This window comes from Burkholderia cepacia, assembly GCF_001039005.1.
Classification (GTDB): domain Bacteria; phylum Pseudomonadota; class Gammaproteobacteria; order Burkholderiales; family Burkholderiaceae; genus Burkholderia; species Burkholderia theae.
In genome coordinates, this window is record NZ_LDWR01000026.1 from 82,827 (window position 1) to 109,504 (window position 26,678).

Consider the following 26,678-nt stretch of genomic DNA (forward strand, 5'->3'; position numbering starts at 1 on the left):
TCGCGCCGACTTTATGTAAATCCCGTAACCATCTGTCCCGCTGCCAGCCGCCGCAGACTGCAAAAAACGCGCCCCTTCCGACGCGACTCGGTCGACACGCCCCCGGTAAAACGGGGCGAACACGGATTTCCCGCAGTCCGCCACACGTGCCTGATTCCGAACCGCCCGAGATGCATATTCGGAAATCGTTCGCGCCACACCCCGGTAACATGCTACCGGGCTAACTACCGGCTTCCGGGCGCCTTTCGGCAACCGGCACTGTCGGCAAATCGTAATAATTCCATGTCCAACCAACGACTATCCACGTACGCCCGCCGGATCGTGATGATCGCGCTGCTGCAGTTCGCGGCGATCGCGACCGCGTCGGCGTTTCCGGCGGCCGCTTCCGCCCCGGGCGCGAGCGGCACCGACGCGTCCGTGCCGGCCATCTCGCTGAACGACGCCGTCGCGCAGCTCAAGCAGATGCAGGCCGAACAGGACCGCATCAAGCAGCAGACCTCGACCGCGTCCAACAGCAAGGAGCTGGATGCGCTCGGCGATGCGACACAGGAGCTGAGCACCGATGTCGCGAAGCTGCAGAGCGATCTCGCTCCGCAGCGCGCGCAGATCCAGGCGCAACTCGACGTGCTCGGCCCGGCGCCTGCCGAGGGCGCCGCGCCGGAAACGCCGGCCGTCGCGAAGCAGCGGGCGACGCTGAACGCGCGCAAGACGCAGATCGATGCGGCACTGAAGCAGGCCGCCGACCAGAAGACCAACCTCGCCAACCTGAACGAACAGTTCGCGAAGCTGCATCGCGGCCTGCTGAAGAACCAGCTCGCGTTCCGTTCGGGCGGCATTTTCAGCGCGCAGTTCTGGCTGCCGCTGTTCCAGCGTTCGCCGGACGACATCCAGCGGCTCGAGGATTTCAACGACGAACTGCGCGACATGCTGCGCTCGTCGTGGGTGCCCGGACAACGGGCGATCACCGCGCTGCTGCTGATCGCCGCGTTCGCGATGTGGCTCGGCGGCCGCCGACTCATCGAGCGCGGCCTCGGGTGGATCTGCCTGAACCGCCTGCCGCCCACCCGTTTGCGCCGCAGCGCGCTGGCGCTGTCGACCGCGCTGTCGACATTCCTGGCCACCGCCTTTGCGGTTCAGATCCTCTACCTCGCCGTCGCGCGCCACTACGAACTCACGCCGCCGCTGACCGATCTGTGGGACCAGTTCGCGAAGCTTGCCGCGACCTGCGCACTGATCGCCGGGCTCGGCCGCGCGCTGCTCTGCACGAAGCATCCGTCGTGGCGCCTGCCGGCGCTCGCCGATCCCGTCGCACTCGCGATGAAGCCGTTTCCCAGCATCCTGGCCGCGCTGCTGCTGATGTCCGGCACGCTCGAATCGATCAACCGGATCGTCGACACCAGCCTGTCGGTCACGCTGTTCGGCCGCGGCATCGTCTCGCTCGTCGTCGCGCTGACGGTCGGCGCGTCGCTGCTGCGCTCGAACCGCGCGCGCAGCGTGCTCGCGGCGGCCGGCGAGGCACCCGAGCAGCGTTCGACGCTTGCCGGGCTGATCCATGCCGGCGTCACGCTGGCGATCGTCGTGTCGCTGATCGCACTCCTGATCGGCTACATCACGGTCGCGCGCTTCATCACCTACGAGCTCGTGTGGTTCGAGATCGTGCTGTGCGCGACCTACATCCTGATCCAGTTGACGCGCGACGCGAGCGAAAGCCTGTTCTCCGCGACCCTGTCGACGGGCCAGCAGATCAAGCACCTGTTCGCGCTCGAAGACCGACACCTCGACCAGGCGCGCACGGTCCTGTCCGGATTCGGCACGAGCCTGCTGATGCTGATCGCGGCCATCGCGCTGCTGACGGGCGGCTTCGGCACGACGCCGGGCGACCTGCTCGACAGCGCGGTCGCGATGATCGGCAGCCAGCGGCTGCAAAGCCTGAACATCATGCCCGACCGGATCCTGAACGCCGTGATCGGGTTCGCGATCGGCTTCTACCTGCTGCGCTCGCTGCGCCGCTGGCTCGACGGCGAGTTCATGCCCGCGCTCGGCATGGATACGGGGATGCGCGTGTCGCTGATCACGCTGTTCACCAACGTCGGCTACGTGCTGCTCGTGCTGATGACGCTCGGGCTGCTCGGCGTCAGGTGGAACAACCTCGCGTGGATCGTCAGTGCGTTGTCGGTCGGTATCGGCTTCGGCCTGCAGGAGATCGTGAAGAATTTCGTGTCGGGGCTGATCCTGTTGACCGAGCGTCCGGTGAAGGTGGGCGACATGATCAGCATCGCGGGTGTCGAAGGCGACATCCGCCGCATCAACGTGCGCGCGACCGAGATCCAGCTCAGCGACCGCTCGACCGTGATCGTGCCGAATTCGCAACTGATCTCGCAGAACCTGCGCAACGTGACGATGGGCAACAGCACGCAGGGCGTCGCGACGCTGGTGCTGACGTTCCCGCTGAACACCGATCCCGAGCAGGTGCGCGACCTGCTGCTCGACGCGTATCGCGCGCATCAGGCGATTCTCGAGAAACCGGCGCCGTCGGTGACGTTCAGCCAGCTCACGCCGGACGGGATCACGCTGAGCGTGACAGGCTACGTGGCGAGCCCGCGGATTGCGAGTTCGACGAAGAGCGACCTGCTGTTCGAGATTCTGAAGCAGCTGCGCGCGGCGAAAATCACGCTGTCGAGCCCGCAGATGCTGGTGGTGCAGAATATGCCGGCGGTGGGAGACGCGTAACGCCGCGCCCGATCACAGCCGAGTATACAAACGAAGGGCCGGTTGCCGCGACGCGGTAACCGGCCCTTCTCGCTCTCACGTGGCGCCTGGATCAGGCGCCTCGCATCAGAAGTCGAACTTCACCCCCTGCGCCAGCGGCAGCTGCCGGCTGTAGTTGATCGTATTCGTCGCGCGACGCATATACGCCTTCCACGCATCCGAACCCGACTCGCGGCCGCCGCCCGTTTCCTTCTCGCCGCCGAACGCGCCGCCGATCTCCGCGCCGCTCGTGCCGATGTTCACGTTGACGATCCCGCAGTCGCTGCCCGCTGCCGACATGAATTGCTCGGCCTCGCGCATGTCGTTCGTGAAGATCGCCGACGACAGGCCTTGCGGCACCGCGTTGTGCACGTCGATCGCGTCTTCGAAGTTGTCGTAGACCATCACGTACAGGATCGGCGCGAACGTTTCGCGCTCGACCACCGCCGATTGCTTCGGCATCCGCACGATGGCCGGACGCACGTAGTACGCATCCGCGTGACCACCGACGTCGACCCGCTCGCCGCCCTTCACTTCACCGCCCTGCTCGCGCGCATCGGCCAGCGCCTTCTGCATCGCGTCGAACGACGCACGATCGACCAGCGGGCCGACGAGCGTGCCTTCCTCAAGCGGGCTACCGACCTTCACCGACGTGTAGGCCTTCTCGATGCGCGGCAGCAGCTGATCGACGATGCTGCGATGGACGATCAGGCGGCGCAGCGTCGTGCAGCGCTGACCGGCCGTGCCGACCGCCGCGAACGTGACGGCGCGCACGACGAGGTCGAGATCGGCGCTCGGCGCGACGATCATCCCGTTGTTGCCGCCGAGTTCGAGGATGCCGCGCGCAAGACGCTGGCTCAGCACCTTCGCGACTTCCGTGCCCATCCGCACGCTACCCGTCGCGCTGATGACCGGCACCTTCTTCGACGACGTCAGCACCTCGCCGACATCGCGCATGCCAAGCACCAGCTGGCTCAGCCCTTCCGGCGCGACGCCCGGATGCGTCTTGTCGAATTCGCGCAGCGCCTTGCCGAGCAGCACGTGGCAAGCAATCGCGGTGAGCGGCGTCTTTTCCGACGGCTTCCACACGACCGGATCGCCGCACACGAACGCGAGCGCCGCATTCCACGCCCACACCGCGACCGGGAAGTTGAACGCCGAAATCACGCCGCACACGCCGATCGGGTGCCACGTTTCCATCATCCGGTGGCCCGGGCGCTCGGACGCGATCGTGAGACCGTAAAGCTGGCGCGACAGACCGACCGCGAAATCGCAGATGTCGATCATTTCCTGCACTTCGCCGAGCCCTTCCGACGTAATCTTGCCGGCCTCGAGCGTGACGAGGTGGCCGAGCGCGGCCTTGTGCTCACGCAGCACGTTGCCGAAGACGCGCACGAGTTCGCCGCGCACCGGCGCCGGCACCGTGCGCCACTTGAGGAATGCGTCGTGCGCGGCGTCGATCTTGCGCTCGGCGTCGGCGGGCGTGTCGACGGCCAGCGTCGCGAGCGTCGCGCCGTCGAGCGGCGAACGCGCGGTCAGCGCATTGCCTTTCCACTGGGCGAGATCGATATCGAGCGCGGCAAGAATGTCGTTGAATTGCATCACTTCCTCTTCAGGGACAGATTGATCGGTGCGGCGGCAGCGCCGCCCGCGTGATTCGATTGGAGCGCGTTCGCGCGCCCTGTGCAAGCGGATGCGCAGCTCGGCAGGCCCGGTGCGCCGCACGGCGCATCGCGCTGCGCCGCCGCCGGAAGCCCGGCCGGGCGGCGCGCCCCCGCCTCGCAAGGCACGATCCATGAAACACATTGTCGATGGCCACAAGTCAGGCCGCTATTGATATTAACTCACGACTTCATTCCCAAAACGCAACACCTCCGCAGGACAAATCCAAGCGCTTTTACGCCGATTCAGGACACGTCCAAAGCCGGTAGCCGGGCCGCCCGGGGCGCCGCGCCGTCACGCAAGTTGATGACAAAGTTGCATCACCCTGTTCGGAAATATCGTTTGCCGCCCGTGCATCGGGCACACACAATCGGTGCGACGTCGAGGTGCAACGCACCCGGCGCGCCGACGGCCGCCATCAGGCAGCCGGACGACAGACGAAGGCGACACGCGTCGCGGCCCGGTTCACCCGGACCGTTCCCGCGAAGCACCACCGCTGCCCCGGCCGGCAGCGGGCAACGCATCGCGCTTCGTCACCGAAAAAACAATCCCGGAGACAGCGCCCAGCGCCCGCCATGCATTCAGATGCCCGCCCCGATTCGCCCCGTCCGTCCGGCTCGCCGCCCGCGAAGCCCTCTCTCCACCGTAGCCTGCAGGCACGCCATCTGCGGATGATCGCGATCGGCGGCTCGATCGGCACGGGCCTGTTCGTCGCGTCCGGCGCGTCGATCTCGCAGGCCGGCCCCGGCGGCGCGATGCTCGCGTACATGGTGATCGGCCTGATGGTCTATTTCCTGATGACGAGCCTGGGCGAGATGGCCGCGTTCATGCCCGTATCGGGCTCGTTCGCGACCTACGGCGCGAAGTTCGTCGACGAAGGCTTCGGTTTCGCGCTCGGCTGGAACTACTGGTACAGCTGGGCCGTGACGCTGGCGGTGGAACTGGTCGCCGGGCAGCTCGTGATGAACTACTGGTTCCCGCATGTGCCGGGCGTCTGGTGGAGCGCGCTGTTCCTCACGCTGATCTTCGCGCTCAACGCACTGTCGGTGCGCGGCTTCGGCGAAGCCGAATACTGGTTCGCGCTGATCAAGGTGCTGACGGTGCTCGCGTTCGTCGGCGTCGGCCTGCTGATGATCTTCGGGATCATGCAGGGCGGCCCGAGCGCGGGCTGGGGCAACTTCACGCTCGGCGACGCGCCGTTCGTCGGCGGCTGGGCGACGATGCTCGGCGTCGCGATGATCGCGGGCTTCTCGTTCCAGGGCACCGAAATGATCGGCGTCGCGGCCGGCGAGTCGGAGAACCCGCGCACGACGATCCCGCGCGCGGTGAGCCAGATCTTCTGGCGCATCCTGCTGTTCTACGTGTTCGCGATCTTCGTGATCGGCGTGCTGATTCCCTACACCGACCCGAGCCTGCTGAAGAGCGACGTGACCGACATCGGCGTGAGCCCGTTCACGCTCGTGTTCCGCCACGCGGGCCTCGCGTTCGCGGCCGGCGTGATGAACGCGGTGATCCTGACTGCGGTGCTGTCGGCCGGCAACTCGGGCATGTACGCGTCGACGCGGATGCTCTTCAACCTCGCGGTCGAAGGCCGTGCGCCGAAGGTGTTCGCGAAGCTGTCGCCGGGCGGCGTGCCGCGCAATGCGCTGTATGCGACGACGGCTGTCGGCGCGCTGTGTTTCCTCACGTCGCTGTATGGCAACAAGACCGTCTACCTGTGGCTGCTGAACACGTCGGGCATGGCCGGCTTCATCACGTGGCTCGGCATCGCGGTCAGCCACTACCGGTTCCGCAAGGGTTTCCTCAAGCAGGGCTACCGGCTCGACCAGTTGCCGTACCGGTCGAAGTGGTTCCCGTTCGGCCCGCTGTTCGCATTCGCGCTGTGCGCGATCGTCGCGCTCGGCCAGGACTACCAGGCGTTCCTCACCGACAAGATCGACTGGGTCGGCGTGGCCGCGACCTACATCGGCCTGCCGTTCTTCCTCGCGATCTGGCTCGGCTACGCGATCGTGCGCAAATGCCGCCTCGTGCGCTACGAGGACATGGAGATCGCGCCGTGGATCGAACGCAACGCGACGCCCGAAGCGGTACCGCACGCCGAATCCGGCTACGCGGGCTACGTCGCCAGCCCGGCCAACCCGACGCCGGGCGCCTGACGGCACGCACCGCGCCGGCCGCCACCCGAATGCGGCAGCCGGCGCCCTGACAACCCCCATTCGACGCGGCGCGCGCGTTCAGGCAAGATCGACGCGCACCGCCCATTTTTACGCCGTTACGAATCCTCGAATCGCATGCAGAACTTCTACGAAGCCACCGTTACCCGCCAGCCCTACCCGCAACTGACCGGCACGATCGACACGCAGGTCTGCATCGTCGGCGGCGGCCTCGCCGGCCTGTGCACCGCGCTCGGCCTCGTCGAGCGCGGCGTGCACGACGTCGTCGTGCTCGACAGCGAACGGGTCGGCTTCGGTGCATCGGGCCGCAACGGCGGTTTCGTGTTCGGCGGCTACAGCCTCGACAACGCCGACCTGCTGCGCACGCTCGGCCGCGACGAAGGGCGCCGCCTGTACCGGCTCACCGTCGACGCGGTCGAGCTGATCCGCGCACGGATCGCGCGCTACGGGATCGACTGCGACCTCGTCGACCAGGGCGTGATGCTGGCGAACTGGTTCGACGATCCGTCACGGCTCGACGGCGTGCGCGCGCTGATGAAAAACGAACTCGACGTCGACTGGGAATCCGTGTCGACGGACGCGCTGCGCCAACGGCTGAAGACGCAGCGCTATTACGGCGGCCTGTTCGAACCGAACGCGTTCCATTTCCATCCGCTCAAGTACGTGCTCGGCGTCGCGGCGGCCGCATCGCGCGGCGGTGCGCGCGTGTATGAACGCTCGGCCGCGCTCGGCATCGTGCGCGAAGGCGCCGGGTACGTCGTGCGCACGGCGCAGGGCACCGTGCGTGCGAAGGACGTCGTGTTCGCCGGCGGCGGTTACGCACGCGGCGTGTCGCCGCGCATCGAGCGCGCGGTGCTGCCGATCGCGACCTACGTGATCGCGACCGAACCACTCGGCGCGCGCCTGCCGGACGCGATCGACGCGCCGTACGCGATCTACGACACGCGTTTCGCGTTCGACTACTACCGCCCGCTGAAGGACACGCGCATCCTGTGGGGTGGCCGGATCTCCGTGCTCGACCGCGGCCCCGACGCGATCGCGCGCCTGCTGCGGCGCGACCTGCTGCGCGTGTATCCGCAACTCGAAGGCGTGAAGGTCGACTACGCGTGGGGCGGGCTGATGAGCTACGCGCGGCACAAGATGCCGCAGATCGGCCGCGACGCGGACGGCGTGTGGCACGCGATCGCATTCGGTGGCCACGGGATGGCACCGACCACGGTCGCCGGCGAAGCGCTCGCGGCCGCGCTGGCCGAAGGCCGGCCGGTGCCGGACGGCTTTGCCGCGTTCGGGCTCACGCGCACGTTCGGGCTGGCAGGACTCGCCGCCGCGCAGCTCACGTACACGGCTTACCAGGCCCGCGACGCGCTCGCGTCCTGCCGCCGCTGAGCAGCCGCGGCGGCCGAAACGGCCAGGCCGATTAGAGCGGAAGGTCGGCCGGACGCGGATTTCCCACATGCTAGAATGGCTGGTCCAAGCTGCCGCAAAGCCAGAACAAGATCACATGAAAGCAGGAAGCAAGGCCGCCACGTCCGAAAGCCGCGCGCTTGCGTCCGAAGCGCGCCGCAAATACGATCCCGAGCAAACCAAGCGCAACATCCTCGATGTCGCCACGCAGGAATTTTCCGCGATGGGCCTCGCCGGGGCGCGCGTCGACGCGATCGCCGAGCGCACGAACACGACGAAGCGGATGCTCTATTACTACTTCGAAAGCAAGGAAGGCCTGTACGAGGCCGTGCTGGAGAAGGTGTACGGCGACATCCGCGCGCTCGAGCAGGAACTGCACGTCGGCGACATGGAGCCGCGCGAAGGCATGCGCCGCCTCGTCGAATTCACGTTCGACTATCACGACAAGCATCGCGACTTCGTCCGCCTCGTGTCGATCGAGAACATCCACGGCGCGAAGTATCTCGAACAGCTCAAGTCGTTCAAGAACCGCAACGTCAGCATCATCAAGACGCTCGAGGAACTGGTCGAGCGCGGCGCGGCAAGCGGCGCGTTCCGCAACGACATCGACGCGTTCGACCTGCACCTGCTGATCAGCTCGTTCTGCTTCCACCGCGTGTCGAACCGCTACACGTTCGGCGCCGCGTTCGGCCGCGACCCGTCGGCGCCACGCCTGCGCGCGCGGCATCGCGACACGATCGCCGACGCCGTGCTGCGTTACGTCGCCGCATAAGCGACGGCTGCCCGGGCTTCCGGGCAGCGCCCACCGGGCACGAAACAGCCGTGCCCGTCACGCATCAGCGCTTCAATCCGTCGGCGCGGTCGACGCCAGCGCGATCCGCGCCTTCTCTTCCGGGCTTCCCGCCACGTAATACTTCTTCGCCCAGCTCGAATCGGGCGCAAGCGCAAGCCGCGCATGCGCACCCGTGCCTGTGCCCGTACCCGTGCCGTGCTGCTTCGCATCGATCGCCAGCGCCCGGGCGCGGTAGTGCTCGTAGAGCCGCAGGAATTCCGCGAGATAGATCGCGGCGATCCGCTGGTCGCGAATCTCGAGCAGGTTCTCGTCGTTGAACTGCTCGGAATTGCGGCTCATGTTCGCCGAGCCCGTATAGACGATCGGATTCGCCCCCTCCGCATCGATCACGATGAACTTGTGATGGATCACGACGGGCGGATAGGCCGGCGCCGGCTCGCCCGGAAACTGCCGCAATTCCGGCTCGAAGCCCTGCGGCACCGTCGCCGCCGAGAAGTACTCGGCGTCGATCACGTCGTGGTTGTCGCGGCTGCGATGGTACAGCTCGAGGTTCGCGAGCGTCGCCGCATCGAGCGTCTGGCCGGCCTGCTGCGCGGCGTCGGCCTTCGTCGCGCTGCCGACGTTGATCTTGTTCACCAGCCCGAACATCATCAGCCCGCGGTCGCCGGCCGCGAAGCACGCGTCGCGCAGCGCCGCGTCGGTCGGCATGAACAGGCAGAACGACACCGAATGCTTCGCGGCCGCGATCGCGGCGACGATCGTGTCGATCTCGGTGCGCTGCCCTGCCGGTTCGGGCGAAAACGCCAGCCGTACCTGCGCGCTGCCGATCGTCATCGGCGCGGACCAGCCCGGCGACAGCCGCGCCGTCTCCGCGATCGGCGGATTCGTGGCCAGCGCATGCGCGCGATCGTTGTACAGCGCGGCGAGCGCGGGCGAATCGAATGCATGCAGCACGTTCGCCTGTTCGGTGAGCCCTTCGGTCGTGAAGTTCGCCGACCCCGTCAGCACACGCGTGGGTGTCGCGCTTGCCGACGCATCGGTCACGATGAACTTGTCGTGCATGATGTGCGTCTTGTCGCGCGGCGCCAGCGTCGCGAGGCCCTGCAGCGCGTCGACGGCCGGCTGGTTCGGCGACGGCAGCGGCGGCTTGCCCTTGCGCGCCGTCGTGTGCGCGTCGTACACGATCGCGAGCGACGCGTCGCCGTGCTTGCGCCCGAACGCCTCGAACGCGGGCAGCGCCCATAGCGTGTCGGTCAGGTGATAAACGGCCGACGCCGCGCGCGACGCGGGGTCAAGCATCTCCGCGAACACCTGCTCCATGTCGTTCGCGAGCCAGGTGCGCAGCTTCAGCGCCTGCACGTCGCTCGGCGCCGCATTCGGCGCGAGGCCCAGCGCCGCGACCTGCTTCGCGAACGCCTGCGAGCTGACCACCGCGCGGTTGAACCAGGTGCCGATGCCGTCTTCGATGTGCGCGGGCAGCACGACGTCGCACACGCCGGCTTGCGCGTCGAGCACCTGCAGGTCCGCCGGCGTGCCGACGACCGGATACACGTCGTAGCGAAACGATGCATCGCGGTCCTGAGGATCGATGCGCGCGTCCCACCACATGAATTTCTGGATCGGCGCCTGGTCGGTCGGCGCGTCGCCCTGCGTGTCGGCGGCCGGGCCGTCGAACGTCAGGCGGTTCGGCAGCCAGCTGTTCGGCGCGCGCGTCTTGCCGTCGGCCGACCAGAATCCCGGCGTGCGCCGGATCGCGAAGCCGAGGAAATCGGACCGCGACGCCGCATCGGGCCAGTCGAAGGCCAGCAGGACGAGAGTGGGGGAAAGATAGCTGCGCACGCTGACGGACATTCGTTGCTCCCTGGCCCTGCGGCCGGTCGAGATGAATGGGTCAGTGTTGACGGCGGTTCTTCCCGCGGGATGACGGTTCGATGAACCTTGTATGTCGGACGCGCGTCAGTCGCACACCAGCAGCTCGATCCCGCGTGCGGTCAACGCGCGGCGCAGCGCCTTGTCGGGCGCGCGTTCGGTCACGAGATAACGCGCGGCGGCGGTGCCGTTGATCCGCACCGGCGTCACGCGGCCGAATTTCGAATGGTCGGCGACGATGATCGCCGTGCCGGCCGCCGCGATCATCCGGCTGCGCACCTCGGCCGCGAGCCGCGAGTAGTCGGTGCATTCGCCGTCGGGCGTGATGCCGCCAGCGCCGACGAACGCGAAATCGACGTGGTATTGCGCGAGCTGGTGGATCGTGTCGAGCCCGAAGGTTGCGTCCTCATCGTCCGACAGCTCGCCGCCGAGCAGCGTCACGCGGTTGCCATTGCGCCGCGCGAGCACGAACGCGGTGCGCCAGTCGTTCGTATAGATCGACAGCCGGTGCCGGTCGGCGAGCGCAAGCGCGACCGCATGCGGCGTGCTGCCCGAATCGATCAGCACCGATGCATCGTCGGGCACGAATTCGGCCGCGCGCCGCCCGATCGTGCGCTTCGCTTCGGCGTTCGCGGCTTCGCGCTCGGACAGGCTCGGCTCGCGGCGATCCGCGGCCAGCGCGCCGCCGTGCGTCATCACGAGCAGGCCGCGCGCGGCAAGCGCATTCAAATCGCGCCGCACCGTTTCGCGCGACACGTCGAGCGAACGCACGAGTTCCGCGACCGACAACGCGCCCGATCGTCCGAGCTCCGACAGGATGAATTGATGACGTTGTTCCGCCAGCATCGCGTGTGCGCCCGAGGCGACTGGTAATGGGTAAGCCGGCCATTGTATTACGGACGTTTGACCGACATTTGACGGCGGCGCGAAACGCGGCCGGCCGTGTTCCCCGAAAGCGAAATTCAGTATTGCCTGACGCGCGCGAATCGGCGCGGCGCCGGTTGCTACACTTCGAGCTTCGCCGAACGACAGACCAAGCCAAGGGGCTCTCGCAATGTATCGCAAAGGCAGTGTGATCGAAATCCAGTTTCCGCCCGAACGGCTCAACGACGCGGCCGGCGATCCATACTGGATCGACCTGACGCTCGACGAGGCCCGCCGGCTGTACGAGCAGCTCGCCGCGCGCTTCGCGACCGACGCGCGCGCCAACCAGCCGCTCGATACGTTCTCGATCGACTGATCTCCGCTTCATCACGCTCGCCCGTCCGCGGCGCACGCCACCGCATCCTCGCGATAGGCGGCATGAGATGAGTGCAGGATTCGACAAGACGCCGGCGTCGCCTCCCCCGATACTGGCCGACTTCACGGTTCTGTCCGGCCGCCTCGCGGCCCGCCTCGCATGCTTACCTCGCTCGTCGCCGCCGCTTTCGTCGCGCTCTGGTCCACCGGCTTCATCGTTGCGCGAGCAATCAAGCCCTACGCCGATCCCAACCTGTTCCTGCTCGCGCGTTTCGCGGGCACGGCCGCGCTGTTCGGCATGGTGGCGCTCGTCGCACGCGCGCCGTGGCCGGCCCGCCGCGAATGGCCGCGCCACCTGATCGCGGGCGCGCTGCTGCAGGGCGTCTATCTCGGCGCGAGTTACTGGGCCGTCGCGCAAGGGCTGAACGCGGGCGTCATGGCGCTGCTCGGCGCGCTGCAGCCGCTCGCCACCGCCGTGCTCGCCGTGCCGCTGTTCAACGAGCGCCTGGCCAAGCGCGGCTGGCTCGGGATGGCGCTCGGGCTGGCCGGCGTCGCGCTCGTGCTGGCACCGAAGGTCGCGGGCGGCGTCGCGCCGCCACCGGGTGCGGCGCCCGCGTGGCTCGTGGTCGCCGTGTCAGTACTCGCGGTCGGGTCGATCACCGCCGGTTCGCTGTACCAGAAGGGCAAGCTCGCGCAGAGCGACCTGCGCACCGCGGTCGCCGTGCAGAACTTCGGCGCGGCGCTCGTCGCGGCGATCTTCGTCGTGCTGCTGCACGAGACGCGCTGGATCGGCGCGCCGGCGCTGTGGGTGTCGCTCGTGTGGGGCGTCGTGTTCCTGTCCGGCGGCGCGGTCACGATGCTGATGTGGATGCTGCGGCGCGGCAACGCCGCGCGCGCGACGTCGCTGCTGTTCCTCGCGCCGCCGCTCGCCGCGCTGCAGGGCTACCTGTTGTTCGGCGAAACGCTCGCGGCGATCCAGCTCGCCGGCTTCGCGCTGGCGCTGGTGGGGGTCGTGCTCGCGCGGCGCTGACGCCAGCCATCGATCGGGCCGGCACCGTCATCGAGGCCGCGCACGCGGATGCCCTTCGCGCGGCATCCTGCACCCGCCCGGCGCACCGTGCACCACGGCGATGCAGCGCGTCTCGCCGAAGCAACGCAAGGCCGCCGGATCGCACGCCCGGCGCGGCGCCCCGCCACGATTGCGCTTATGATGGGCGCCTTGCATTTCGTTCCGGAACTCCCTTCATGACATCCGCCGATTACGCCAGCCGCCAACGCGCGATCATTGCCGAACTGAACGTCGCCCCGCAATTCGACGCCGAGGCCGAGATCGCCCGCCGCGTCGAATTCCTCGCGCAATACCTTCGTTCAACCGGCCTGCGGACCTACGTGCTCGGCATCAGCGGCGGCGTCGATTCGTCGACGGCCGGGCGGCTCGCGCAACTGTCGGTCGAACGCCTGCGCGCCGACGGCTACGATGCGCGCTTCATCGCGATGCGCTTGCCGAACGGCGTGCAGAACGACGAAGCCGATGCGCAGCGCGCGCTCGCGTTCGTGCGCGCGGACGAGACCCTGACGGTCGACGTGAAACCGGCCGCCGATGCGATGCTCGCGTCGCTGGTCGCGTCCGGCCATGCGTTCGAAACGCCGGCGCAACAGGATTTCGTGCACGGCAACATCAAGGCGCGCGAGCGCATGATCGCGCAGTACGCGGTGGCCGGCGCGCGGCGCGGCATCGTGATCGGCACCGATCACGCGGCCGAATCGCTGATGGGTTTCTTCACGAAGTTCGGCGACGGCGGCGCGGACGTGCTGCCGCTCGCGGGCCTGAACAAGCGCCGCGTGCGCGCGGTCGCGCGCGCGCTCGGCGGCGAGGAATCGATCGTGACGAAAGTGCCGACGGCCGACCTCGAGGAACTGCGCCCGCTGCGCCCCGACGAACACGCGTACGGCGTCAGCTACGACGAGATCGACGATTTCCTCGAAGGCAAGCCGGTCAGCGACCATGTGTACGAGACCGTGCTGCGCTTCCACGCAGGTTCGCGGCACAAGCGCGCACTGCCGTACACGCTGTTCGACTGGCCGACCGCGTAAGCGGCTACCGCGGCGGAACGACCGCCGCGTCACAATCATCCGGCGCTGCCGCCCGGCGACTGGCCGGCAGCATCGGAGCCCAATCGCCGCGCGCGGCCGTAACGGCGACGCGCGGCAACCCGGCGACGGGCAACGCTACGCGTGCCCGCCCGTCTTCGTCGCCTGCAGCGCACGAATCCGCATCCGCGCCCCCGTATCGCTGACCGTCGTGTCGTACATCGTCGCGAGATCGCGCTTGAGCGCGGTGCGCGAGCCACCGTCGAGATACACCATGTGCCCCGACGGATAGAAACGCGCGGACAGGTTCTGCCGCACCTTCTGATCCTCGAGCGGCATCTGCTGCAGGTCGATCACGGTCTGGTAGAACGGCGTGACGAAGTCGTAGAAGCCGTTCGCCGACAGCACCTTCAGGTCGACGTTCAGCGCCATCACCGCGGCGAGATCGCCGGCCGTGTAGAGAATCACGTTCCCCTGCGCATCGATGCCCTGCTGCGCGCCGGTCGGGTCGATGTGGCTGAAATCCCAGTTCTGGAACGCCTGGTCGTTCAGGTCCGTGAACGCGGAATTCGACGTGAACTTCAGCTGCTCGTTCAGGTAGCTGTTCCACATCGCCGTATACACACCCGTCACGGCCGTCATCGTCGGATCGTTGCCGCCCGAGTTCGGGTCGATCTTGCCCGCGATGCCCGACGAGATCCCGGTCACGCGGCCGTCGTACGAGCCGAGCGCGAGCCCCTGCGCATGCAGCAGCGTCGTCAGGAACAGTGAATTGCCGCGCGCGTCGTAACCGGCGATGTTGAGGCTCCACGACTGCAGCGTCGCCGTATCGATGCCCGTGTATTCCGACAGTTTCTGCACGGCGGCCGGATCCGCATGCGGGACCGCGCGCAACGCGTTCAGGTAGTCGGTGCGCGAGAACTGCGCGACTTCCTCGACGAACGCGCCGAGATCGGTCGGCGCCGGCGTGACGCCGAGCTTCTTGTGATACCACGCGTCGGCCGCCGCGGTCGGCAATGCGCCGACCGGGTTGCCGGCTTGCCGGTAATCGAGGATCGACGATTGCAGCGTGACGCCGTTCAGGTCGACACCGTCCTCGTGCAGCTTGTACGCGAGCACGCAACTGCGCGCGGTGCCGTACGATTCGCCGAACAGGTATTTCGGCGAATTCCAGCGGTTGTTCTTCGTCAGGTAGCGCTTGATGAACTGCTTCAGCGAATCCGCATCCTGGTCGACGCCCCAGAAATTGCGGTTCTTGTTCGGCGCGACGGCCGCCGAATAACCGGTGCCGACCGGGTTGATGAACACCAGATCGCTGTGGTCGATCATGCTGTCCGGGTTGTCTTCCATCTGGTACGGCGCGGGCGGCGTGAAACCCGGCATCGACGTCTTGATGCGCTTCGGCGCGAACGAGCCGAGCAGCACGAACACCGATGACGAACCGGGCCCGCCGTTATAGAAGAACGTCACGGGGCGCGTTTCTTCCTTCGCGCCGTCGGCCGTGAATGCGACGTAGAAGATCTTCGCGGCCGGCTGCGAACTGCTCGGGTCGACCGTCACGAGATGGCCGGCCGTCGCCGTGTACGCGATGCGCTTCCCGTCGATCAGGATCGTGTGATGCGTGATCGCGGCTGCTTCGGTCGTGTCGGTCACCGAGTCGTCGGGGCCGTTGCCGTACGCGACCGGATCGAAGAACGGCTGATCGCGGCCATGACTCAGCGCCACGGGATTGACGGTCGGCGGCACGCCATGCGAATTGTGGTCGCCGTGATGCAGCGGATAAACGCCGCCGGAAGATGCGGTATCGATGCCCATCGTGCTGCTCCTGGAGGTGAAAAAAGACGCGGGCAGGAAACCCGCGTCGAACGGAAAGATAAGAAGCGACGCGTCAGCTCGACGGCTTGCGCGCGAGAATCGCGGCGAGTTGTGCGCCGTTCGGGCTGCCGAGGCCCGTGCATGCATCCCAGCCCGACGCGGCCGCATACGTGCCGTTCGATCCCTGGGTGATGTCGCGCAGCGCGCCCGGATTCTTGTACAGCACCGGATTGACCCAGCCGGCCGATGCACCGGCCGCCGCATTGATCCGCGCGATCAGCGCGGCCCACAGCGGGGCGACCGCGCTCGTGCCGCCCATCACCGTCGGCGTACCGGCAACCGACACCTCGTAACCCGTCTGCGGCGATGCATCGCCGGCCACGTCCGGCACGCCGCGCTTCGCGAGCGGCGTGCTGCTGCCGTCGGCGCGTGTGACGGCAAGCCCCTGCTGCCACACCGGCAGGTCGAACAGCGTGCTGACACCGCCGCCGCCCGCGCCGCCGCCCGACGCCTCGTCGTTCCAGGTCACTTCGCTGCGAATGCCCTGCCCGGGCAGTGCATCGAGCTGCGTGCCGCCGCAGCCGAGCACGTACGGGCTCGATGCGGGGAAGTCGACGTGATCGGCACCGTCCTGCAGCCCGTCGCCCGAGCCGCTGTCGCCCGACGCCGCGCACACGGTGATGCCCTGCGCGGCGGCGGCCTGCAGCACGCGGTTGAACGCCTGCGCCGACTGCGTCTGCCAGACCGCTTCCGGGCCACCCCAACTGATCGAGATCACCGACGGCTTGTTGGTCGTGTCGCTGACGGCCGCGTTGACGGCCTGGATGAAGCCCGCATCGCTGTTCGACGCGAAGTAGACCGCGATCTTCGCGGCCGGCGCGATCGCACCGGCGATCTCGATGTCGAGCGCGACTTCGCCGTCCGGGCCGTTCGGGTCGCCGCTCGGCGCATTGCGTCCGGTGCCGACGTTCACGTCGACGAGCGTCGGCGGCGTCGTGATCCCGAGCCCGCGGAAATACTGCTGGATGTCGGCCGCGCGATAACCACCGCCCAGTTCGACGATCGCGATGCATTGCCCGGCGCCGTCGCCGGCCGGAAAGCCGTACAACGACGCGAGCTGGACCGGCGTGAACGTGACGCCCGCCGCACCGCCGCGCGCGGGCCTGAACGGCGGACGCAGCCGGAAGTGCGGCCGCGCCTGCGGGCGGCTGTCGAGGCCGAGCACGGCCGTGACGGCATCGCCGAGATCGTCGGGCAGCGCGATCGGGCCGGAGCGGCCGCGATACTGGCCGATCGAACGATGCTCGAAACGCTCGAGCTTCACGCCGAACGCGGCTTCGAACTGCTGGATCGTGCCGGACAGCACGACGACGCTTTCGACCGGATCGACGCGATCGACCGTCAGTTGATGACGACGCGCGAAGTCCTCGGCCTTGCGGATGTCGTCGGGATGGGCGGAGAAACGCTGCGCGAATGCGGCGCGCGACAGCGGTTTCGCCTGTGCGTCGCCGGTGGCGAGCTGGTGGACCAACGTATCGAGTTGCCCTTCTTCCTGCCGCCGCAACATGATCGTGACGTGGATGCGTTCTGCCGGATCGCACGGGCCGAGGCACTTGGACTCGGCGACGATTCGGGGTTCACGGTCGGCGTGAAGATGCCTTGCCATGTTCTGACCCTCCTTGGTACCGCGTTGCACGGAACAACCAGGAAATCGGACATGGCCGGCGGAAGTCGGTTCCGTTCGGTCAGTCGGTTCGCGATAGCGCGAAGTGAGAGGAATTTTAGATCAGTCAGACGATTTGCGCGCACGCCCTTCTGCACCGGGGCATGCGCGCGAAGGCCGGCATTGCACGCGGCCTGTGTCGATCGGCGCATCGGCGCCGCGCGGCCTGTCGACCGGCGCGGCACCGCTGCGGCGGCGACGCTCAATCCATCGACAGACGCAGCGCGAAACCGATCAGCGCCGCGGAAAACGTCCAGCGCTGCACGGTCTGCGCCAGCGGATGCGCGCGCATCCACGCCGCGATGCGCGACGCGCCGAACACGCAAGCGAGGTCGAAACACACGCCGGCCGCGACCAGCAGCGCGCCGAGCTCGAACATCTGCAACACGACGGGCCCGGCCTCGGGCCGCACGAACTGTGGCAGCAGCACCGAGCAGAACAGCAACGCCTTCGGGTTCAGCAGGTTCGTCAGCAGCCCCTTCACGAACGACTGCCGCAGCTCACCCGCCGACACCGTCGTGTCGCCTTCGCCGAGCGCGAACACGGGCGAGCGGAATACCTGGATCGCGACATACGCGAGATAAAGCGCGCCGCCGTAGCGAATCACCTCGTACAGCCACGGCGCGCTGCGGATCAGTGCCGCGACGCCGCAGGCGGACAGCGTCACGTGCGCGGTGCGCGCGAGCGACAGGCCACCCGCCGCCGCCAATCCCGGCCGCACGCCACGGCCGATGCTGGTCTGCAGCACGAGCGCCATGTCGGGCCCCGGCACCGCATAAATGGCCGCCAGCGCGGCGAGATAAATCAACAGCAAATGCGTGGAAATCATGGTCTGCCCCCGTCCTCCAATGACGATATGTTGCCGCTGAAGGAGGAGGGATTATTGGCCATCTTTGGCTCAGGATTGTCGATCCATAGGGGAATCCGCCACAATCATGAAACCAGAACAAGGATTCCGCCAATATGATCGAACTCGACAAAACCGATCGCGCGATTCTCGCTGCGGTGCAGCGCGACGGCCGCCTGCCGATCGCGCGTCTCGCCGAATCCGTCGGCCTGTCCGAGACGCCGTGCGCGCGGCGCCTGAAACGGCTCGAAAGCGACGGCTACATCGAGCGCTACCGTGCGCAGTTGTCGCGCCAGGCGCTCGGCTTCGGCGTCGTCGCGTTCGTGCTCGTGCGGTTCGCGACGCACGACCGCAAGGTCGCCGACCGGTTCGAACGGGAAGTGCTCGGCATCGAGCGGATCCTGGCGTGCCACAACGTCGCGGGCACGGCCGACTACCTGCTGCAGGTGGTCGCGCGCGACCTCGACGACTACGGCACGTTCGTGCGCGAATCGCTGCGGATGCTGCCCGGCGTGACGTCGATCGAATCGGCGCTGTCGTTGCGCGAAGTGAAGCATGACGCCGGGCTGCCGGTGCCGTGATGCCGGCGGGCGGACAGCCCTCGCAAGCCGAGCCCGACGCCCGATTCGTCACTTCGACGCCTATCGATGTGGGCAGCGTCGAGCCGCGCCGCCGCAACACTCGCTCACATTGTTGATGCCGGCGGCCTACGCGATGTCCGGCGGCTGGTGCGCGCGTTCGAGATCCTCGAGAAACGCTTCCACGAGCGGGTTACCGCGCCCGTTGCGCGCGACGACCATGTGGAACGTGACGTCGTAGCGCAGCTGCTCCGGATTGAGCGGCGCGAGCAGCCCCTGCGTGACGTACGGCGCCGCGAAGTGCTGCGGCAGGTAGCCGAGGTGGTGGCCGGACAGGATCAGCAGCGCGACGGCCTCCATGTTGTCGGCGGTCGCGGTCACGCGGTCGGGCGTCGTCGACAGCTGCGCCTCCGGCAGCGGATACGAGCGCCACGCCCATTCGAAGCCCGCGACGTCGGCCGGCGTCAGCGTGCCGGCGCCGTCGAACAGCGGATGGCCGCGGCCGCAGTACGCGACCTGGCGCTCGATGAACAACGGCGTGTAGTGCAGCGACGGCACGCGATGCCAGAAATAGCCCACCGCAATCTGGATCTCGTCGCTCAGCAGTTTCTCCTCGAGATCGCCCGGCGCGCGCACCGAGATCGAGAAACGCACGGCCTCGTCGCGCGTGCGGAACGCGGCGATCGCCTCGGCGATCCGCGCGTTCTGGCTCACCGGTGTATGGCCGATCAGGCCGATGTTCAGCGTGCCGACCAGTTGGCGATCCATGTGCCGCGCGGCCATCCCGAACTCGTCGAGCGCCGCGAGCAGCTTGCGGCTCATCGCGTGGAACCGCTCGCCCTTCGGCGTGAGCCGGAAACCGCTGCGGCCGCGCTCGCAGAGCCGGTAGCCGAGCCGCGTCTCGAGCGACGACAGTTGCGCGCTGATCGTCGACTGCCCGACGTTCAGCACCGCCTGCGCGGCCGACACGCCGCCCGCGTCCGTGACCGCGAGAAATACGCGGATCAACCGCAGATCGAGGGTCGACAGATTCCCCAGCACGCTCATCCCCTTCCATACATCGATGAAAATCGATGTTTACGTCGATATCTTCGCATTCTTCTTTCCCGGCGGAGCGCGTAAAACTGTGCGCCAAGCCGCGTCGAATGATACGGCAACCCCACATCGGAAGAGACAGCCCCATGAACGACCACACCCATTTCCAGCCGCTCGGCGGCAATGAAATGCCGCGCTGCGGCGGCATCGCGACGATGATGCGCCTGCCGCACGTGGCGAGCGCCGAAGGCCTCGACGCGTGTTTCGTCGGCGTGCCGTTCGATCTCGGCACGTCCAACCGCACCGGCGCACGCTTCGGCCCGCGCCAGATCCGCACCGAATCCGTGCTGCTGCGCCCGTACAACATGGCCACGCGCGCCGCGCCGTTCGATTCGCTGCAGATCGCCGACATCGGCGACGTCGCGATCAACCCCTACAACCTGCACGATTCCATCGCGCGCATCGAAGCCGCATACGACGCGATCCTCGAGCACGACTGCAAGCCGATCACGCTCGGCGGCGACCATACGATCGCGCTGCCGATCCTGCGCGCGATCCACCGCAAGCACGGCAAGGTTGCATTGATCCACGTCGATGCACACGCCGACGTGAACGACACGATGATGGGCGAAAAGATCGCGCACGGCACGCCGTTCCGCCGCGCAGTCGAGGAAGGCCTGCTGCACGGCGACAAGGTCACGCAGATCGGCCTGCGCGGCACCGGTTACGCCGCCGAGGATTTCGACTGGTGCCGCGATCAGGGCTTCCGCGTGGTCCAGGTCGAGGAGTGCTGGAACAAGTCGCTCGTGCCGCTGATGGAAGAAGTGCGCGCACGCGTCGGCAATACGCCCGTCTACATCAGCTTCGACATCGACGGCATCGATCCGGCCTACGCGCCGGGCACCGGCACGCCGGAAATCGCGGGCCTCACGGTGCCGCAGGCACTCGAGATCATCCGCGGCGCGAAGGGGCTGAACATCGTCGGCTGCGATCTCGTCGAAGTCGCGCCGCCGTACGACCCGTTCGGCACCACGGCGCTGCTCGGCGCGAACCTCGCGTACGAGCTGCTGTGCGTGCTGCCGGGTGTCAAGTACCGCGACTGATCCCGCGCCACCACCTATTCCAAATCAGAAGATTCCAGAGGAGCACACATAAAGATGGGGACTTCCGTCAAGCAACCGAAGCGGGCGGCGCTCGCTTCGTTCGTCGGCACCACGATCGAGTGGTACGACTTCTATAGCTACGCGACCGCCGCCGCCATCGTGTTCGGACCGCTGTTCTTTCCCGGCGAAAACCGCTTCGTCAGCCTGCTCGCGTCGTTCGGCTCGTTCGCGGTCGGCTTCTTCGCGCGGCCGCTCGGCGGCGTGATGTTCGGCTACCTCGGCGACCGCTTCGGCCGCAAGCGTTCGCTGCTCGCGACGCTGATGCTGATGGCCGTGTCGACGGTCGCGATCGGCCTGCTGCCGACCCACGCGCAAGCCGGTGTGATCGCACCGATCCTGCTCGTGCTGATGCGCGTGCTGCAAGGCATCGCGGTCGGCGGCGAATGGGGCGGCGCGGTGCTGCTTGCCGGCGAGCATGCGCCCGAAGGCAAGCGCACGTTCTTCGCATCGTTCGCGCAGCTCGGCAGCGCAAGCGGCCTGATCCTGTCGATGCTCGCGTTCGGCGCGATCAGCACGCTGTCGAAGGACGACATGATGAGTTGGGGCTGGCGCGTGCCGTTCCTCGCGAGTTCCGTGCTGCTGGTGGTCGGCTTCGTGATCCGCGCGAGCGTGTCGGAGTCGCCCGAGTTCGAGGAAGTCAGGAAGAGCGGCAACACCGCGCAGAACCCGCTGCGCGAAGCGCTCAAGTACTGGCCGCTGCTGCTGCTCGCGATCGGCGCGAACGTGTACGGCATCGCCGGCGTGTATTTCAGCAACATCTTCATGATCAGCTACGCGACGCAGTTCCTGTCGCTCGACCGGTCGATGGTGCTGCATTGCATGACGATCGTCGCGGTGCTGCAGTTCGTCGTGCAGCTCGCGGCCGCGTTCCTCGCGCAGCGCTTCGGCACCACGCGCGTGCTGCTGATCACCGGCGCATGGGCCGCGATCGTCCCGTTCGTGATGCTGCCGCTCGTGCACATGGGCACGCCGCTGTCGATCACGGTCGGCGTCGGCCTCGCGACGCTCGCGGAATCGGGCTACTACTCGGTGGTCGCGGGTTTCGTCAGCGGCATCTTCGTCGCGCGGATCCGTTATACGGCGATCTCGATCGCGTACCAGGTGTGCGGCGCGCTCGCCGGCGGCCTCACGCCGCTCGTCGCGACCATCATCGCGCAGAACACCGCGCCGCAATGGTGGCCGCTCGCGATCCAGTACACGAGTGCCGCAATCCTCTCGTCGCTGTGCGTGTGGCTGATCTCGCGGCGCGTCAGCATCGACGATGCCAGTGCGCCCGGCAAGACGCGCGAGTCGCTGCCGCGCGGCGTGCGTACCGCGTAACGTCCCGCAACGGGCAGGCGATTCGCCTGCCCGTTTTCATTGAACGGTCCGGCAGTCTGCCGCACCGCACCGCCTCTCCCGAAATTGATTGTCGGCCACGACCGTATCGCAGCCGGCACGCACGCAACGCTCGCGCGTCATTGCATCGGGTTGCGCAGCGTCTTCGCGGCGGCGACCATGTTCGTCAGCGCCGGAATCACTTCCGCCCACTGGCGCGTCTTCAGGCCGCAGTCCGGGTTCACCCACAGACGCTCCGCCGGAATCCGTTCAGCCGCCTTCCGCATCAGGCCGACGATATGATCCTGCGTCGGGATGTTCGGCGAGTGGATGTCGTACACGCCCGGCCCGATCTCGTTCGGATACTTGAAGGTGTCGAACGCGTCGAGCAGCTCCATGTCCGAGCGCGACGTCTCGATCGTGATCACGTCCGCATCCATGTCGGCGATCGACGCGATGATGTCGTTGAACTCCGAATAGCACATGTGCGTGTGAATCTGCGTATCGTCCTGCACGCCGTTCGCGGTGATGCGGAACGATTCGACCGCCCACTTCAGGTACTCGCCCCATTGCGCGCGGCGCAGCGGCAGCCCTTCGCGCAGTGCCGCCTCGTCGATCTGGATCACGCGCACGCCGGCCTTCTCGAGATCGAGCACTTCGTCGCGAATCGCGAGCGCGAGCTGGTAGCACGACACCGAACGCGGCTGGTCGTCACGCACGAACGACCAGTTCAGGATCGTCACGGGGCCGGTCAGCATGCCCTTCATCGGCTTGTTCGTCAGCGATTGCGCATACGTGATCCATTCGACCGTCATCGCCTTCGGGCGGCTGATGTCGCCGAACAGGATCGGCGGCTTCACGCAGCGCGAACCGTACGACTGCACCCAGCCGAACTGGCTGAATGCGTAGCCGTCGAGCTGCTCGCCGAAGTATTCGACCATGTCGTTACGCTCGGCTTCGCCGTGCACGAGCACGTCGAGTTCGAGCGATTCCTGCTCGCGCACGCTGCGTTCGATCTCCGCGCGCATCGCCGTGCGGTAACCCGCTTCGTCCAGCGCGCCGGCCTTGAACTGGCTGCGCGCCTGGCGGATTTCGACGGTCTGCGGGAACGAGCCGATCGTCGTCGTCGGGAAAGCCGGCAGGCTCAGTCGGGCCGACTGCTTCGGCGCGCGCTGCGCATAGGGGCTCACGCGGTTGCCGAGCTGCGCGTCGATACGCGCGATCGCGGCCTTCACTACCGGGTTGTTCACGCGCGGCGAGCGGCGGCGCGAGTCGATCGCGGCAGCATTCGCGGCAAGCGCATCGGCCACTTGGTCGCGGCCTTCGTTCAGCGCGGTGGCGAGCACCTTCAGTTCGTCGAGCTTCTGCAGCGCAAACGCGAGCCACGAACGGATCTCCGCGTCGAGCTTCTCCTCGCTCGCGAGATCGACCGGCACGTGCAGCAGCGAGCACGACGGCGCAAGCCACAGACGATCGCCGAGCTGCTTCGCGAGCGGTTCGAGCCAGTCGAGCGTCGCGTTCAGGTCCGTCTTCCAGATGTTGCGGCCGTTGATCGCGCCCACCGACAGCACGCGCTCGGCCGGCAGTTCGCGCACCAGCGCGTCGACTTCGTCGCGTGCATTGATCGCGTCGATATGCAGGCCGTCGACCGGCAGCGAGGCCGCGAGCGTCAGGTTGTCCTGAAGCTGGCCGAAGTAGGTGGCGAGCAGCAGCTTGATGCGGCGCGTTTCCAGCGTCGCATAAGCGGTGCGGAATGCCTGCCGCCACTCGGCGTCGAGTTCGGTGACGAGAATCGGTTCGTCGATCTGCACCCATTCGACGCCTTGCGCGGTCAGCGTGTCGAGCAGCGCGCCGTACACGGGCAGCAGCTTCGGCAGCAGCGCGAGGCGATCGGAATCGTCCTTCGCCTTGCCGAGCCACAGGTACGTGACGGGACCGAGGATCACCGGCTTCACGGCCACGCCCTGCGCCTGCGCTTCCGCCAGTTGCTGGAGCAGGCGCGACGGGTCGAGCGAGAAGTTCGTGTCCGCGTGGAATTCCGGCACGATGTAGTGATAGTTCGTGTCGAACCACTTCGTCATTTCACCGGCCGAGACACCGCCGCAGCACGCCGCATGCTCTTCGGCCGACTGCGCCGAACGACCGCGCGCGACGCGGAAATAGTTGTCGAGCACATCGCCGTGGAAGCCCTGCACGCGCTTCGGCAGGTTGCCGAGCGTGAAGCTCATGTCGAGCACCTGGTCGTAGAACGCAAAGTCGCCGAGCGGCGCCAGGTCCAGATCGCGCTGGTCGTTCCAGTGCCGCTGGCGCAACTGCGCACCGAGCGCCTTCAGCTCGTCGCGCGACGATTCGCCTTTCCAGTAGCGTTCGAGACCGAACTTGAGTTCGCGCTTTGCGCCGATGCGCGGAAAACCGAGGTTGTGTGTGGTGACCATGACGCTGCCGTCCAGATGTAGTGAATGTCCGGCAGCCATGATAGGGATTTCAACACATGAAATAAAATGGCATTATTTCATTCATCCATTAAAGTTGTTCATGTATCTGTTGGGTGAGCGATAACCATGCTGGAACGATTCCATCTCGTCGTGATTCGTGAAGTCGAGCGCCAGGGCTCGCTGACCGCGGCCGCCAACGCGCTGCACCTCACGCAATCGGCACTCAGCCATACCGTCCGGAAAATCGAGCAGCAGCTCGGCACGCCAATCTGGGACCGGGAAGGTCGCGGCCTGCGGCTCACGCAGGGCGGGCAATATCTGCTGAAGCTGGCGAACCGGCTGCTGCCGCAGTTCGAGCTCGCCGAAGAACGGATGAAGCAGTACGCGAAGGGCGAGCGCGGCACGCTGCGCATCGGGATGGAATGCCACCCGTGTTACCAGTGGCTGCTGAAGGTCGTGTCGCCGTATTTGTCGCGCTGGCCCGACGTCGACGTGGACGTGAAGCAGCGCTTCCAGTTCGGCGGCATCGGCGCGCTGTTCGGTTACGACATCGACGTGCTCGTCACGCCCGATCCGCTGAACAAGCCGGGTCTGCACTTCGTTCCCGTATTCGATTACGAGCAGGTGCTGGTGGTCGCTGACTCACACCGGTTCGCGAACGCCGATTACGTGACGCCCGCGCAATTGACGGACGAGATCCTGATCACCTACCCGGTCGAAACCGACCGGCTCGACATCTACAACCAGTTCCTGACGCCGGCCGGCATCGTGCCGAGACGGCACAAGTCGATCGAAACGACCGACATCATGCTGCAGATGGTGGCGAGCGGGCGCGGCGTGGCCGCGCTACCGAGATGGCTCGCCGACGAATACGCGGACCGCATGCCGGTCGTGCCGGTCAAGCTTGGCAAGAAGGGCATCGCGAAGCAGATCTTCCTCGGCATCCGCGAGGCGGACGCGGCGATCGACTATCTGGCCGCGTTCGTCGCGCTGGCGCGCGATTCGACGTGGAGCGCGCCGCGCATGCTGCGCTAGGCGCGCCCGGTTGCAGGACGCGTCAGGCGGCGCGCATGCCGATGCGTTCGCCGCGCTCGACCCACGCACCGAACAGCAGGCCGATCGTCGTCCACATGATCACCTGCATGCCGATCGCCGCGACGCGGAACTTCCACAGCACGGCGGCCGGGAAAGCGGCCGGCACCTCGTTGATCGACGGCAGCCCGAACTGCACGGCCGCGATGCTCGCGACGAACACGAGCCCGGCGACGATCGACGCATTCCATGGGCCGAGCTTCGCCAGCAGATGGCGGCGCACGCTGACCGAGAACACCATCGTCGCGATCGAGATCGCGATCATCAGGAAGAACAGGCCCGTGCGATAGCCGATTGTGTCGGGATCGCCGACCGACGGTGGATTGGCCGGGTACTTGAGGTTCGGCACGATCACGAGCGCGATGAACGCCGCCAGCGCGAGCCACGCGGCCAGCGGCCGTGCCGGGAGGCGGCCGCCGCGCCCGTACGCGAACGCGAAGACCAGCGAGAACAGCCCGCCGAATGCCGCACCGTAGGTCACGACACCGGTCAGCAGGCCAAGGCCGGCCTGCGTGTGACGACTGACCAGCTCGGGCTCCGGCGCGTCGCCTTTGGCGGCGTCGAGTTTTTCTTCAAAGGAAATCGCCTGATCGACTTGCGGTTCGCCGACGATTTTCGCGAAACCGAACGTGATGAGGCCCGCGGCGATGCCTGCGAGCATCCCGCGCATGAGCAGCTTTCCGACCATCGTGT

General features: G+C 67.2%; 20 protein-coding genes. 11 read left to right on the forward strand and 9 right to left on the reverse strand.

Annotated features, from left to right (window positions below; all coding sequences use genetic code 11):
• Positions 1-282 precede the first annotated feature (282 nt).
• A complete protein-coding gene (locus VL15_RS16065) occupies positions 283-2,730 on the forward strand; it encodes a DUF3772 domain-containing protein (RefSeq protein ID WP_048246681.1) in 2,448 nt (815 codons plus the stop codon).
• 105 nt (positions 2,731-2,835) lie between these two features.
• Here the strand turns inward: VL15_RS16065 and VL15_RS16070 are convergent, their stop codons facing one another.
• Positions 2,836-4,350, reverse strand: a complete 1,515-nt coding sequence (locus VL15_RS16070) for an aldehyde dehydrogenase family protein (RefSeq protein ID WP_048246683.1) — start codon at positions 4,348-4,350, stop codon at positions 2,836-2,838.
• A gap of 635 nt (positions 4,351-4,985) precedes the next feature.
• Here VL15_RS16070 and VL15_RS16075 point away from each other — a divergent pair.
• The 3 genes from VL15_RS16075 (at position 4,986) to VL15_RS16085 (ending at position 8,760) form a co-directional block, all read left to right on the forward strand.
• Complete coding sequence (locus VL15_RS16075; RefSeq protein ID WP_048246685.1) at positions 4,986-6,566, forward strand: amino acid permease; 1,581 nt, start codon at positions 4,986-4,988, stop codon at positions 6,564-6,566.
• Between the two features lie 135 nt (positions 6,567-6,701).
• Positions 6,702-7,970, forward strand: coding sequence for an NAD(P)/FAD-dependent oxidoreductase (locus tag VL15_RS16080; RefSeq protein ID WP_048246686.1), 1,269 nt, complete (start codon positions 6,702-6,704; stop codon positions 7,968-7,970).
• Between the two features lie 115 nt (positions 7,971-8,085).
• Positions 8,086-8,760: a TetR family transcriptional regulator gene (locus VL15_RS16085; RefSeq protein WP_048246688.1), complete on the forward strand. Its 675-nt coding sequence runs from the start codon at positions 8,086-8,088 to the stop codon at positions 8,758-8,760.
• A gap of 72 nt (positions 8,761-8,832) precedes the next feature.
• On the opposite strand, the gene VL15_RS16090 is transcribed toward VL15_RS16085, so the two are convergent.
• Both VL15_RS16090 and VL15_RS16095 read right to left on the reverse strand, forming a co-directional pair.
• Positions 8,833-10,632: a phospholipase D-like domain-containing protein gene (locus tag VL15_RS16090; protein WP_048246690.1), complete on the reverse strand. Its 1,800-nt coding sequence runs from the start codon at positions 10,630-10,632 to the stop codon at positions 8,833-8,835.
• Positions 10,633-10,737: 105 nt separating this feature from the next.
• Complete coding sequence (locus tag VL15_RS16095; RefSeq protein WP_048246692.1) at positions 10,738-11,496, reverse strand: DeoR/GlpR family DNA-binding transcription regulator; 759 nt, start codon at positions 11,494-11,496, stop codon at positions 10,738-10,740.
• Positions 11,497-11,704: 208 nt separating this feature from the next.
• On the opposite strand from VL15_RS16095, the gene VL15_RS16100 reads away from it, so the two are divergent.
• From VL15_RS16100 to nadE, 3 genes are all read left to right on the forward strand, one after another.
• Positions 11,705-11,890, forward strand: coding sequence for a hypothetical protein (locus tag VL15_RS16100; RefSeq protein ID WP_006480515.1), 186 nt, complete (start codon positions 11,705-11,707; stop codon positions 11,888-11,890).
• A 159-nt stretch (positions 11,891-12,049) separates the two neighbouring features.
• Entirely contained in the window at positions 12,050-12,919 is an 870-nt protein-coding gene (locus VL15_RS16105; RefSeq protein ID WP_048246694.1) for a DMT family transporter, read from the forward strand.
• Between the two features lie 215 nt (positions 12,920-13,134).
• Complete coding sequence (gene nadE, locus VL15_RS16110; protein ID WP_048246696.1) at positions 13,135-13,983, forward strand: ammonia-dependent NAD(+) synthetase; 849 nt, start codon at positions 13,135-13,137, stop codon at positions 13,981-13,983.
• Positions 13,984-14,118: 135 nt separating this feature from the next.
• Here nadE and VL15_RS16115 read toward each other — a convergent pair whose 3' ends face one another.
• The 3 genes from VL15_RS16115 to VL15_RS16125 form a co-directional block, all read right to left on the reverse strand.
• Positions 14,119-15,795 (reverse strand): S10 family peptidase, encoded by a 1,677-nt coding sequence (locus VL15_RS16115; RefSeq protein WP_048246697.1) that lies wholly within the window; start codon positions 15,793-15,795, stop codon positions 14,119-14,121.
• Between the two features lie 73 nt (positions 15,796-15,868).
• Positions 15,869-17,461: a S53 family peptidase gene (locus tag VL15_RS16120; protein WP_048246699.1), complete on the reverse strand. Its 1,593-nt coding sequence runs from the start codon at positions 17,459-17,461 to the stop codon at positions 15,869-15,871.
• Positions 17,462-17,720: 259 nt separating this feature from the next.
• Entirely contained in the window at positions 17,721-18,347 is a 627-nt protein-coding gene (locus VL15_RS16125; RefSeq protein ID WP_048246702.1) for a LysE family translocator, read from the reverse strand.
• A 134-nt stretch (positions 18,348-18,481) separates the two neighbouring features.
• On the opposite strand from VL15_RS16125, the gene VL15_RS16130 reads away from it, so the two are divergent.
• The gene (locus VL15_RS16130; RefSeq protein WP_048246704.1) at positions 18,482-18,946 is read left to right on the forward strand and encodes an Lrp/AsnC family transcriptional regulator; all 465 of its coding nucleotides are present in this window, start codon (positions 18,482-18,484) and stop codon (positions 18,944-18,946) included.
• Positions 18,947-19,072: 126 nt separating this feature from the next.
• Here the strand turns inward: VL15_RS16130 and VL15_RS16135 are convergent, their stop codons facing one another.
• A complete protein-coding gene (locus VL15_RS16135; RefSeq protein ID WP_048246745.1) occupies positions 19,073-19,984 on the reverse strand; it encodes a LysR family transcriptional regulator in 912 nt (303 codons plus the stop codon).
• 140 nt (positions 19,985-20,124) lie between these two features.
• Here VL15_RS16135 and speB point away from each other — a divergent pair, with 140 nt between their 5' ends.
• Both speB and VL15_RS16145 read left to right on the forward strand, forming a co-directional pair.
• Positions 20,125-21,081 (forward strand): agmatinase, encoded by a 957-nt coding sequence (gene speB / locus VL15_RS16140; RefSeq protein ID WP_048246706.1) that lies wholly within the window; start codon positions 20,125-20,127, stop codon positions 21,079-21,081.
• Positions 21,082-21,135: 54 nt separating this feature from the next.
• Positions 21,136-22,461, forward strand: coding sequence for an MFS transporter (locus tag VL15_RS16145; protein WP_048246708.1), 1,326 nt, complete (start codon positions 21,136-21,138; stop codon positions 22,459-22,461).
• A 137-nt stretch (positions 22,462-22,598) separates the two neighbouring features.
• Here the strand turns inward: VL15_RS16145 and metE are convergent, their stop codons facing one another.
• Entirely contained in the window at positions 22,599-24,893 is a 2,295-nt protein-coding gene (gene metE, locus VL15_RS16150) for a 5-methyltetrahydropteroyltriglutamate--homocysteine S-methyltransferase (protein WP_048246710.1), read from the reverse strand.
• A 126-nt stretch (positions 24,894-25,019) separates the two neighbouring features.
• On the opposite strand from metE, the gene VL15_RS16155 reads away from it, so the two are divergent.
• Complete coding sequence (locus VL15_RS16155) at positions 25,020-25,928, forward strand: LysR family transcriptional regulator (RefSeq protein ID WP_048246712.1); 909 nt, start codon at positions 25,020-25,022, stop codon at positions 25,926-25,928.
• Between the two features lie 22 nt (positions 25,929-25,950).
• On the opposite strand, the gene VL15_RS16160 is transcribed toward VL15_RS16155, so the two are convergent.
• Positions 25,951-26,673 (reverse strand): CbtA family protein, encoded by a 723-nt coding sequence (locus VL15_RS16160; RefSeq protein ID WP_048246714.1) that lies wholly within the window; start codon positions 26,671-26,673, stop codon positions 25,951-25,953.
• Positions 26,674-26,678 lie beyond the last annotated feature (5 nt).